The sequence below is a fragment of the Rhizobium sp. P43 genome, from assembly GCF_056730705.1.
The window spans coordinates 170,981-182,603 of record NZ_CM161539.1 but is presented as its reverse complement, the minus strand read 5'-3'; the positions used below and the strand labels follow the sequence as shown (position 1 = coordinate 182,603).

At 63.0% G+C, this 11,623-nt stretch carries 12 protein-coding genes; 11 read left to right on the top strand and 1 reads right to left on the bottom strand.

From position 1 onward, the window contains the following. Positions 1-21: 21 nt before the first annotated feature. Positions 22-1,596, bottom strand: a complete 1,575-nt coding sequence (gene crtD / locus AC1PUL_RS00840; protein WP_480466167.1) for a 1-hydroxycarotenoid 3,4-desaturase CrtD — start codon at positions 1,594-1,596, stop codon at positions 22-24. Positions 1,597-1,705: 109 nt separating this feature from the next. Here crtD and AC1PUL_RS00835 point away from each other — a divergent pair, with 109 nt between their 5' ends. From AC1PUL_RS00835 to pufM, 11 genes are all read left to right on the top strand, one after another. Next, complete coding sequence (locus AC1PUL_RS00835; RefSeq protein WP_480466166.1) at positions 1,706-2,572, top strand: polyprenyl synthetase family protein; 867 nt, start codon at positions 1,706-1,708, stop codon at positions 2,570-2,572. Positions 2,573-2,681: 109 nt separating this feature from the next. After that, entirely contained in the window at positions 2,682-3,773 is a 1,092-nt protein-coding gene (locus AC1PUL_RS00830; protein WP_480468445.1) for a methyltransferase, read from the top strand. A 112-nt stretch (positions 3,774-3,885) separates the two neighbouring features. Then, positions 3,886-4,824 carry a chlorophyll synthesis pathway protein BchC gene (gene bchC, locus AC1PUL_RS00825; RefSeq protein WP_480466165.1) on the top strand — a complete coding sequence of 313 codons (939 nt, stop codon included), beginning with the start codon at positions 3,886-3,888 and terminating at the stop codon, positions 4,822-4,824. Beyond that, on the top strand, positions 4,821-5,828 hold the full coding sequence (locus AC1PUL_RS00820; protein ID WP_480466164.1) for a chlorophyllide a reductase iron protein subunit X: 1,008 nt from the start codon (positions 4,821-4,823) through the stop codon (positions 5,826-5,828). The genes bchC and AC1PUL_RS00820 overlap by 4 nt, the downstream gene beginning before the upstream one ends. A gap of 15 nt (positions 5,829-5,843) precedes the next feature. Then, positions 5,844-7,427 carry a chlorophyllide a reductase subunit Y gene (gene bchY, locus AC1PUL_RS00815; RefSeq protein WP_480466163.1) on the top strand — a complete coding sequence of 528 codons (1,584 nt, stop codon included), beginning with the start codon at positions 5,844-5,846 and terminating at the stop codon, positions 7,425-7,427. Continuing rightward, entirely contained in the window at positions 7,421-8,872 is a 1,452-nt protein-coding gene (bchZ, locus tag AC1PUL_RS00810; RefSeq protein ID WP_480466162.1) for a chlorophyllide a reductase subunit Z, read from the top strand. The genes bchY and bchZ overlap by 7 nt, the downstream gene beginning before the upstream one ends. 44 nt (positions 8,873-8,916) lie before the next feature. Further along, positions 8,917-9,150 (top strand): hypothetical protein, encoded by a 234-nt coding sequence (locus AC1PUL_RS00805; RefSeq protein ID WP_480466161.1) that lies wholly within the window; start codon positions 8,917-8,919, stop codon positions 9,148-9,150. Between the two features lie 115 nt (positions 9,151-9,265). Next, positions 9,266-9,487 (top strand): light-harvesting antenna LH1, beta subunit, encoded by a 222-nt coding sequence (gene pufB / locus AC1PUL_RS00800; RefSeq protein ID WP_006724822.1) that lies wholly within the window; start codon positions 9,266-9,268, stop codon positions 9,485-9,487. Between the two features lie 12 nt (positions 9,488-9,499). Next, positions 9,500-9,697 (top strand): light-harvesting antenna LH1, alpha subunit, encoded by a 198-nt coding sequence (gene pufA / locus AC1PUL_RS00795; protein ID WP_480466160.1) that lies wholly within the window; start codon positions 9,500-9,502, stop codon positions 9,695-9,697. 100 nt (positions 9,698-9,797) lie between these two features. Then, positions 9,798-10,643: a photosynthetic reaction center subunit L gene (gene pufL, locus AC1PUL_RS00790; protein ID WP_480466159.1), complete on the top strand. Its 846-nt coding sequence runs from the start codon at positions 9,798-9,800 to the stop codon at positions 10,641-10,643. Between the two features lie 13 nt (positions 10,644-10,656). Beyond that, positions 10,657-11,622: a photosynthetic reaction center subunit M gene (gene pufM, locus AC1PUL_RS00785; RefSeq protein WP_480466158.1), complete on the top strand. Its 966-nt coding sequence runs from the start codon at positions 10,657-10,659 to the stop codon at positions 11,620-11,622. Position 11,623 lies beyond the last annotated feature (1 nt).

The window sequence follows — 11,623 nt, the reverse complement described above, 5'->3', positions numbered from 1 at the left end:
AGACCGAACCGATGAAGGCGATTACGGTGAAGGCGCAACGCCCGCAGTCGCTTGTTCCGTCGGCATACCACCAGTGATAGCCACCGGGCCGGACCGTCTGGTCAAAGGCCGGTCCGCCATCAACCTTTCGGCCGCGAGCCGGCCCGAGATCGCCGCCATCGGCAGGCCCGGTCCCGGATGCACGCTGCCGCCCGCGAGATAAAGCCCCGGAACCGGCCCCTGCGATCCCGGTCGGGCGAAGGACGCCATCCACCCGTGTGAGGCCCCCCCGTAAAGCGCCCCGCCCGTCCCCGGATAGAGACCTGCGAAGCGATCCGGCGTCGTGATGTTCGGCGGCTCCGGGTGGTTCGACAGGGTGAGACCGTTCATCGCGAGCCTCGTATCCATGCTCTTCAGACATGTGCTGACCTCGCTTTCGTCGAGACGGTGTCGATCGGCATTGGCCGGCATGTTCATGAGCGCGTAGATCCGCTCCGGACCATTGCCCTCGGCTCCAAGATGCCCGGCGGAATCGCGATCCTGGGCGCAGAGATAGACCGTCGGGTCCGCCGGTGGCTGGCCGCGCGAAAAGATCGCGTCGAATTCACCCTGGTAATCATCGGAGAAGAAGACGCTATGATGGGCAAGCGGCACCCCCTGCGGCTCTGCCAGCCGGCAGGAAACCAGGGCAGAGAGCGAGCGCTGCCCCTCACCCTTCTGGTTGCCGGAGGCGAGACCCAAAAGCCGCGGCAGGGCCGCGACATCACCGTTATAGATGACCTGACGGGCCGGGATCTGTCGCCCGGAGCGGGTCAGGACCGCAGAGACAGCCCGCCGGGATGGATCCACTTCAATATCGGTGACGGCATCGCCATAGCGAAACTCGACGCCGAGCGAGACCGCGAGCTTCTCCAGGCTCGCCGCGAGTGCCCGAATGCCGCCCTTGATCGTCCACACCCCCTCCTGTTCGACATGCGCGACGAGCATCAGCGTGGCCGGGGACAGATAGGGCGAGGAACCGCAATAGGTCGCATATCGTGCAAAGAGCTGGCGCAGCCTGATATCGGCAAAATAGCCTCCGAGCGCCGACCAGAGCGTAGCGAAAGGCTTGATCGCAAAGAGATCGCCAGGCCGACCGATGCGCCGCGACAGAGATACGGGATTGGGGCGCGACGCATCGATGAAGCTGTCCTTGAGCACCTCATAGACCCGTCGGCTGTCAGCGGCAAACCGCCGATAGCCATCCGCCTCCCGTCGGCCGGCGAAATCGGCAATCGCACGCATGCTTTCCGTCTGGTCTGCATGGAGATCGAGGCATGCGCCACCACGCCAGTAATGCCGGGCGATGATCATGGAAGGAAGGAGTGTCAGCTCATCGTCAAGCTGCCGTCCGGCGGATGCAAACAGCGCCTCGAAGACCCATTTCATCGTCAGCACGGTCGGACCTGCATCGAAGTCCTGGCCAGCGACCTCGACGCGGCGCATTTTCCCGCCGCCTTCCGCCTGCGCCTCGCAGACGACAACGCGGTAGCCTGCCGAGGCCAGCCTGATGGCCGCAGCAAGTCCTGCCATGCCGGCACCGATCACCACAACGGCGTCATCGGACGAAACGGGCACGATCCTCTCCTATGGCCAGTTGACTTACGGGATCAATGTGTCAATCTGAATTTACACATTATTGAGTTGTGAACATTTTACAACTGCGCATTCTCTGGAGGTGAGCCTTATGGATTTCCCCGAGCGCATAGAAGCCGGCATGCAGCGTGCAATGCGTTATGCGACCGCCAACGGATGTCCGCCCATCCTGGCGAAAGCCTTGCGGCATGCAGTGTTCCCCGGTGGTGCGCGCATAAGGCCTCGTCTCTGCCTCGCGGTCGCCGCTGCTTGTGGCGACCGCGAACCCCTTGCTGCCGACAGCGCCGCCGTCGCGATCGAGCTTTTGCACTGCGCCTCGCTGGTGCATGACGACATGCCCTGCTTCGACAACGCCATGACCCGTCGCGGCGCGCCGAGCGTGCATGCGCAGTTCGGCGAAGAGATCGCTCTGCTCGTCGGCGATGGCTTGATCATCGCCGCCTTCGAGACGGTCGCCCGCGAAACGCAAAGCACCCCCCTGCTGACTGCCCCGCTCATCGCCACGATCGCCAACGCCGTCGGCACGCCTTACGGCCTCGTCGCCGGTCAGGCCTGGGAGAGCGAACCGGAAATCAACATCGCCGCCTATCATCGCGCCAAGACCGCCTCGCTGTTCAGCGGTGCCGTTTCGACAGGCGCGATCGCAGCCGGGGGCAACCCACGCGACTGGCTGGTTCTCGCTGACGCGCTGGGCGCCGCCTATCAGGTGGCCGATGATCTCTATGACGCCGTTGGTCAGTCCGAAGCGGGCAAGCCCGCCGGGCAGGACATGCGCAACGGGAAACCGAACATCGTCGCCAGCATCGGTCTGGAAGCCGCCCTTGTTCGCCTGAAACGGCTTGTGGCCGAGGCGGTGGACAGCGTTCCCGATTGCCCCGGCGCCGATGCGTTCCGGTCGATGATCCGCAACGAAGCGACCCGGCTGATGCCGAAGACGCTCGCAACCAGCGCAGCGTGACATCATGGACACCGGCAGCGGACAAGGCTTGCCGGCAAGAGCGCGCCTGACGGGCACTGCGGAGCAGCCGGGGAAGGACCGCGGGCTTTTCCTACGCCTCCAGATCAGGATGCGGCTCTGGCGAAACCGCCAGATCGCATCGCCAGGCTTTCGCTCTCTTGTCTCCCGCCTGCCCCTCATACGGATCATTTCCAACCGCAAGGCGAACCATCTTTTCCGCCTGACATCCGGCTTCATCCACAGCCAGATCCTATCCGCCTGTGTGAGCCTCGGCCTCTTCGAGGCGCTTGCGGGCCGGGCACTCCCGAGTGCGGCACTTGCGATCCGTTGCAGCATTCCTCCGGATGAACTTCGCCGCCTTCTGGAGCAGGCACGACGCCTCGATCTGGTGATGTCGGTCGGCCCGGACCTCTGGATGCTGACCGATGCCGGGACGGTTCTAGCCGCCGACCGTGGTCTGCGCGAGATGATCCGTCACCATGATATGCTCTACCGCGATCTGGCCAACGCCAGCGCCTTCTGGTCCGGCGATCGCGGTGACACGGAACTGCGCCGCTACTGGGCCTATGTCCGGGACAGCGATCCGGCTGCCCTCAAAGATGAGGACGCCGCGCCCTATTCGGCATTGATGCGCGAAAGCCAAGCCATGCTCGCCGATTGCATTCTTGGCTCTTTCGACTTCGGCCGTTTCAGGTCCGTACTCGATGTCGGAGGCGGCGAAGGAGCGTTTCTCTCTGCCGTCGGCCAGAAACATCCGACCCTCGGGCTCGAACTTTTTGATCTGCCGGTGGTCACCGAACTGGCGCGTAGACATCTCGACAGCAAGGGACTGCTGGGTCGCACCAGAATTCATGGCGGCGACTTTGCCGCAGATCGGATCCCCGCCACCAGTGACTGTGTGACGCTGATTCGCATTCTCTGCGACCACGATGACGACCGGGTCCTTCAAATCCTCTCCAATCTTCAGAAGTCACTGGCCTCAGGCACGCGACTGGTGGTGGCCGAAGCCATGGCTGGGGAGAGCGCGGGGGCAAATCTCGCGTCTCTCTATTTCACCAGTTATTTCGCCGCGATGGGCTCCGGCCGCTGTCGTTCCGCACAAGAAATTATCGACCTGCTGAATCGCTCCGGATTTCGCAATTCTCGGCAAATTGCGACCACAAACCCGCTTTTTGCGACACTGGTGGTGGCAGAACGGTGAACTGCACGCGTTCTAGAGACGTCTTTGTGTAAATATAGATTGACACTTTGTTGCGTAATCTTAAGATGACATTGGGAGCAGAAGGCATCCCGTGTCCGGGGAGGGCACGCCAATGCGCAGTGCAGCCATCGTCTTCGAAAAACCGGGAACGCTTGCCGTGAGGCAGTTGGCGATCAATACGCCCGAGGCATCGGATGTGGTGGTCGAGTCGCGCTTCAGCGGCGTGTCCAGCGGAACCGAGAAGATGCTCTACGAGGGCACCATGCCGGCCTTTCCGGGCATGCGCTATCCGCTCGTCCCGGGCTACGAGACCGTGGGTGTCGTGGTCGAAGCTGGCCCCACGTCTGGCCGCTCGGTCGGCGACCAGGTCTTCGTCCCCGGTGCAAACTGCTACACGGATGCTGCCGGACTGTTCGGTGCCAGTGCTTCGCTGCTCGTGGTGCCCGGCGCCCGCACGGTACAGACCCATTTTGACCAGATAGAAGACGCAGCCCTGCTGGCTCTGGCCGCAACCGCCCATCACGCCGTCTGTCGCTCGGCCCGCGCCGCATCCCTCGTCATCGGCCACGGCGTCCTCGGACGCCTGATCGCCCGCATCATTCTTGCCACCGGCAATCCGCCGCCCGTGGTCTGGGAAACCCGTGACGCACGCCGCGCCGGCGCAAAGGGCTATGTGGTCACATCCCCAGACGCCGAGCGCGACCTGCGCCATGACGTCATCATCGATGCCAGCGGCGATGCAACGGTCGTCGACAAGGCAATCGGACGGCTCAACCGACGCGGCGATCTCGTTCTGGCCGGCTTCTATGGCGAGCGTGTCGATTTCGCCTTTCCGGCCGCCTTCATGAAGGAAGCGTCGATCATCATCGCCGCCGAGTTCACACCCGCCGATGTTCAGGCGGTCCTCGCCCTTGTCGAGACAGGACGCCTCTCCCTCGGTGGCCTGATCACGCACCATTCCCAGCCGTCCGATGCGGCTTCCGCCTACCGGACGGCATTCAACGATCCCGACTGCCTGAAAATGATCATCGACTGGAGGAATGCCGCATGAGCCTCGACCTCGCACAAGACGGACTGGAGCGCCTGCAGGAGAACCTTCGCGAAGAAGCCGGCATCGAACCCGATGCGCCGGCCACTGGCAAGGTCACCAAGGAAACGCAGATCATCGCGATCTACGGCAAGGGCGGCATCGGCAAGAGCTTCACGCTCGCCAATCTCTCCTACATGCTGGCCCAGCTCGGCAAAAAAGTCCTGCTGATCGGCTGCGATCCGAAGAGCGACACGACCTCGCTGCTCTTCGGCGGGCGCGCCTGCCCGACCATCATCCAGACGGCCTCGCGCCGCAAGGAAGCCGGCCAGGAGGTCTCGATCTCCGACGTCTGTTTCAAGCGCGACGGCGTCTTCGCGATGGAACTCGGCGGACCGGAAGTCGGCCGCGGCTGTGGTGGCCGCGGCATCATCCACGGCTTCGAAACCCTTGAGAAGCTCGGCTTCCACGATTGGGACTTCGACTACGTCCTCTTAGACTTCCTCGGCGACGTCGTCTGCGGCGGCTTCGGCCTGCCGATCGCTCGCGACATGTGTCAGAAGGTGGTTGTTGTCGGTTCCAACGACCTGCAGTCGCTCTATGTCGCCAACAATGTCTGCTCAGCGGTGAAATACTTCCGCAATCTCGGCGGCAATGTCGGCGTCGCAGGTCTGGTCATCAACAAGGACGACGGCACGGGCGAAGCACAGGCCTTTGCAGAAGCCGTCGGCATCCCGGTTCTGGCCTCGATCCCGCAGCATGAAGACATCCGCCGCAAGAGTGCGAACTACCAGATCATCGGGACCCATGACAGCCAATGGGGTCCGCTCTTCGAAGCGCTGTCGATCAATCTTGCCGAAGCTCCCCCGGTCCTCCCCCGACCGCTCGACCAGGACGGCCTGCTCGGCCTCTTCGATGCGAGCGAAACAGGTGCCGACTACAAGCTCCAGCCAGCCTTGCCGGAAGACATGTGCGCCACCGGCGCGCTGAAACGGCCATCGCTGGAAGTCGTCTACGACAACGTGTGAGATCGGGTGAAGACAATGGATGACCTGCGCAAGGAATTCGAGCTGGACGATGCCAGCGGGACTGCTCCCGTCGGCAACGATGCCGCCGTCCTTGGCGACGCGGCGGTCGCGGACACAAACGGCATCGGCTGCCATGGCGGCGTCGAGCTCTCCAAGGCTGCGGCCCGCGCCGCCGGCCAGGGCGAATTGATGGACCGCTTCGAGGCGGACTATCCAAAGGGCCCGCATGATCAGCCGCAATCCATGTGCCCCGCCTTCGGCTCGCTGCGCGTCGGGCTTCGCATGCGCCGCGTGGGCACCATCCTCTCGGGCTCGGCCTGCTGCGTCTACGGCCTGACCTTCACCTCGCACTTCTATGGCGCCAAGCGATCGGTCGGCTATGTGCCCTTCAGCTCGGAGACCTTGGTCACCGGCAAACTCTACGAGGACATCGTCGAGGCAGTGCATCAGATGGCGGACCCGGAAAAGTTCGATGCTGTCGTGGTCACCAATCTCTGTGTCCCCACCGCCTCGGGTGTACCGCTCAAGATGCTGCCGCGCGAGATCGACGGCGTGCGCATCGTCGGTATCGATGTTCCCGGTTTCGGGGTCCCCACCCATGCAGAAGCCAAGGATGTGCTCTCGGGCGCCATGCTCGCCTATGCCCGCCAGGAGATCGGCGAAGGCCCGGTCCAGCGTCCGCGTGGTGGTCTGAAGGACAGACCGACGGTCACCCTGCTCGGCGAAATGTTCCCGGTTGACCCGGTCGTCATCGGCGGCATGCTGGAGCCCATGGGGCTGGCAGCCGGTCCGACAGTGCCTGTCCGCGAATGGCGCGAACTCTATTCCGCCCTCGACTGCGCTGTGGTCGCAGCAATCCACCCCTTCTACACGGCAAGCATCCGTGAGTTCCAGGCCGCAGGTCGGCCGATCGTTGGCTCAGCACCCGTGGGCGTCGACGGAACGGATGCCTGGCTCAAGGCGATCGGCGACAGCTGCGGCATCGCCGCGGAGAAAACCAATATCAGCCGCAATGCCATGCGCGGCGCAATCAAGGCTGCCCTTGCCGAACACCGCATCAACGGCCGCATCACGCTCTCGGGCTATGAGGGCTCGGAACTCCTCGTTGCCCGCCTTCTGGTCGAACTCGGCGCAGACCTGCGCTATGTCGGGACGGCCTGTCCGAAGACGCCCTACAACAGCGAGGACGCCGACTGGCTGGCGGCCCATGGCGTCGAACTGCGCTTCCGGGCCTCGCTGGAGCAGGACCTCGCCGCCTTCCAGGAATTCAAGCCGGATCTCGCCATCGGTACGACCCCTGTCGTGCAGAAGGCGAAGGAGAGCGCCACACCCGCCCTCTATTTCACCAATCTGATCTCTGCCCGTCCCCTAATGGGCCCGGCCGGTGTCGCCTCACTGCCGGCAGTGATCAATGCCGCCATCGGCAACAAGGACCGCTTCCTGGCCATGAACGCCTTCTTCGAGGGTGTGGGCTCGGGCGATGGCGCGGGGATCTGGGAGAACGTGCCCGAAGACCGCAGCGCCTATCGCAAGAAGTTTGCCGCCAAGGTCAAGCAGTCGCGCAACGCCGTCGACAATGGGGAGAGTGTCGGATGCTGATCCTCGACCACGACAGAGCCGGCGGTTACTGGGGCAGCGTCTATGCCTTTACCGCGATCAAGGGTCTCCAGGTGATCATCGACGGCCCGGTGGGCTGCGAGAACCTGCCTGTCACCTCGGTCCTCCATTACACCGACGCGCTGCCGCCGCACGAACTGCCGATCGTCGTATCCGGCCTCTCGGAAGACGAACTGGGCCAGCACGGCACGGAAGGCGCGATGAAGCGGGCCCGTCTGGCGCTCGATCCGGACCTGCCCGCTGTTGTCGTCACCGGCTCGATCGCCGAGATGATCGGCGGTGGCGTGACACCGGAAGGTTCCAACATCGTCCGCTTCCTCCCGCGTACCATCGACGAAGATCAGTGGCAGAGCGCTGATCGCGCGCTGAAATGGCTCTGGACCGAATTCGGTCCAAAGGGCGGCAAGGTGCCAGCACCGCGTCGACGCCCCGAAGGTGCCAAGCCCCGCGTCAACATCATCGGCCCGATCTACGGCACCTACAACATGCCGTCTGACCTCGCCGAGATCCGTCGTCTCGTCGAAGGTCTAGGCGCCGAGATCAACATGGTCTTCCCGCTCGGCAGCCATCTCGAAGACGTCCGCAAGCTTGCCGATGCGGATGCCAATATTTGCCTGTATCGCGAGTTCGGCCGGCTTCTGTGTGAAACGCTCGACCGCCCCTATCTGCAGGCGCCGATCGGCATCCATTCGACGACCGCCTTCCTGCGCGAACTCGGCGGCATGCTGGGTCTCGATCCGGAGCCCTTCATCCTCAAGGAAAAACACACGACGCTGAAACCGCTCTGGGATCTCTGGCGCTCGGTCACCCAGGATTTCTTCGCGACCGCAAGCTTCGCGATCGTCGCCAACGAGACCTATGTGCGCGGCATCCGCAACTTCCTCGAGGAAGAAATGGGCCTGCCCTGCAACTTCGCGATCCCGCGCAAGGCCGGCTCGAAGACGGACAATATCGAGGTTGCGGATCTCACCGCCAAGAAGCCGCCGATGATCATGTTCGGCTCGTTCAACGAGCGCATGTACATGGCCGAGCGCGGTGCGCGCGGCAAGTTCGTGCAACTCTCCTATCCCGGCGCCATCGTCCGGCGCCATCCCGGCACACCGGTCATGGGCTATTCGGGTGCGGCCTGGCTGATCCAGGAGGTCTGCAACGCGCTGTTCGACATGCTGTTCGACATCCTGCCGCGTGCCGGCGAGCTCGACGCGATCGAAGCGACGACAGCCCGTCCGCGCAGCGAAATGGCCTGGCAGTCGGATGCCCAGGCATCGCTCGAAACATTCATCGGCAACGAGCCTGTGCTCGTGCGCATTTCGGCGGCCAAACGGCTGCGCGAGGCGGCGGAGCGCGAGGCGCGCCGGGCCGAAGACAACGAAGTTACCCGTCAACATGTGGAGAAGGCGGCCCGCCTTGAGGGAGCCTTCGCATGAATGCCGGTACGAGACCCCTTGAGGGGACCATTGGAGGTGAAGCCATGATCACTGCAACTCGATCCGATCAGGAGCTGCGTCGCACACGTGAGCGCCAGTCCGAGCGCCAGAACATGCGGCGTCTCTACCTGCTCCTCTATCCGCTCTGCCTGTTCGCGGCCATCACGTCACGCCTGACAGGCCATGCCGAAGACGCTGCAGAGCGGCCGGCACAATCCGTTTTCGCTGAGGCAAGGTCCTCGGCCTATGCAGCTGCCGGTTACGCCTTCCACGCGTAACCCCATCCCTTTGCCGGTGTTCTCGACACCGGCAGAACCCGGCAGGTTCCTAACACGGCCTGCCGAAACCCCGCCGCGGGGGCGCCGCGGTGTTCGAGACTAGGAGGTGAATTTGATGGCTGAAACATCAAATGTTTCACTTTCGGGTCTGACCGAAAGCGAAGCGCGCGAGGTCCATGGATTCTTCATCCAAGGCTTCATGATATTCACGGCGATTGCCATCGTCGCGCATATCTTGGTCTGGATGTGGCGTCCCTGGATTCCGGGTCCGGAAGGTTACAGCTCTCTCGAGGGCATTAACCAGACGGCTCTCACGCTTCTGCCGATGTTGACCTGAGGAGGACGCGATATGTGGAGAGTCTGGCTTATGTTCGACCCGCGCAAAGCGCTGGTTGCACTGTCTGTATTCCTGTTCACGCTTGCGATCCTGATCCACTTCATCCTGCTGAGCACGGAACGCTTCAACTGGCTGGAGGGCAAACCCCTCACGACCAGCTCCCTGGAGCAATCCCTCTCTGAAGGTGTGGATTACAGGCTCATTGGCTGAAGCCTCAAGACGGCAGCGGGCGACACTTAAGGTTTCGCCCGCCGCCAAACGGCATGACCCGACAAAGCCGCCTGGCTGATCACCTCTGGAGGAAACGAACATGGCGCTGCTGAGTTTTGAACGCAAATATCGCGTACGAGGCGGGACGCTGCTCGGAGGCGATCTCTTTGATTTCTGGGTAGGTCCATTTTATGTGGGCTTCTTCGGCGTCACCACGGCTTTCTTTGCGATCCTCGGGACCGCGCTTCTGATCTATGGTGCGGCCATTGGCCCGACCTGGAACATCTGGCGCATCTCGATCGCGCCGCCCGACCTCTCCTATGGCCTGGCGCTCGCGCCGCTGAAGGAAGGCGGACTATGGCAAATCGTCACCGTCTGCGCGCTCGGTGCCTTCATATCCTGGGCCCTGCGTGAGGTGGAAATCTGCCGCAAGCTCGGCATGGGCTACCACGTGCCCTTCGCCTTCTCATTTGCAATCTTCGCCTATGCGACGCTCGTCGTTTTCCGTCCGGTTCTGCTCGGCGCCTGGGGCCATGGCTTCCCCTACGGCATCTTCAGCCACCTCGACTGGGTCTCGAACGTCGGCTACCAATATCTGCATTTCCATTACAATCCGGCGCATATGATCGCGGTGACCTTCTTCTTCACCACGACGCTGGCTTTGTCCCTGCATGGCGGCCTGATCTTGTCCGCCGCCAATCCGGGTGCATCGATCACCGAAGCCGGCAAGCAGGCCGAAGTCAAAACGCCTGAATACGAAGACACTTTCTTCCGCGACATCATCGGCTACTCGATCGGCACGCTGGGCATCCACCGCCTCGGCCTGATCCTGGCGCTGAACGCGGGCTTCTGGAGCGCCGTCTGCATCGTCATCAGCGGGCCGTTCTGGAATCAGGGCTGGCCGCAATGGTGGAACTGGTGGCTCACGCTGCCGATCTGGAACTAAGGGGGATCGGACCATGTTCTTAGCACAGTATCAAAACATCATCACGCCGATCCAGGTCAGTGGACCAGCGGAAGAGGGCATGCCCCTTCCCGCAGGTGACAGCCCGCGCACCGGCAAACCGTTCTTCGTCCGGCTGTTCGGCATCATCGGCAACGCCCAGATTGGCCCGATCTATCTCGGCTGGCTCGGCACACTGTCGTTGGTCTTCGGCTTCATCGCCTTCGAGATCATCGGTCTCAATATGCTGGCCTCGGTCGGCTGGGATCCGACCCAGTTCGTCCGCCAGCTCTTCTGGCTCGGCCTCGAACCGCCGCCGGCGCAATACGGCCTCAAGGTTCTGCCACCGCTCGCGGAAGGCGGCTGGTGGCTGATCGCCGGCTTCTTCCTGACCACCTCAATCCTGCTCTGGTGGGTCCGCGTCTATCGCCGCGCACGCCAGCTGGAGATGGGCACCCATGTCGCCTGGGCTTTCGCCGCCGCGATCTGGCTGTTCCTGGTTCTGGGCTTCTTCCGCCCGCTGCTGATGGGCAACTTCTCGGAAGCCGTGCCCTTCGGCATCTTCCCGCATCTTGACTGGACCGCCGCCTTCTCGATCCGCTACGGCAACCTGTATTACAATCCATTCCATTGTCTCTCGATCGTCTTCCTCTATGGCTCCGTTCTGCTCTTTGCGATGCATGGCGCAACGATCCTGGCCGTCGGCAAGTATGGCGGCGAACGCGAGCTGGAGCAGATCACCGATCGCGGCACGGCTTCTGAACGCGCAGCCCTCTTCTGGCGCTGGACCATGGGCTTCAACGCCACCATGGAATCCGTCCACCGCTGGGCCTGGTGGTTCGCAATCCTCACGCCCATTACCGGCGGCATCGGCATCCTGCTCACAGGCACCGTCGTTGATAACTGGTACCTCTGGGGCATCAACCACGGGATCGTCTCCCCGCTGCCGGGCTATCCCGGTGTCATCGACCCGGCGCTTTAAG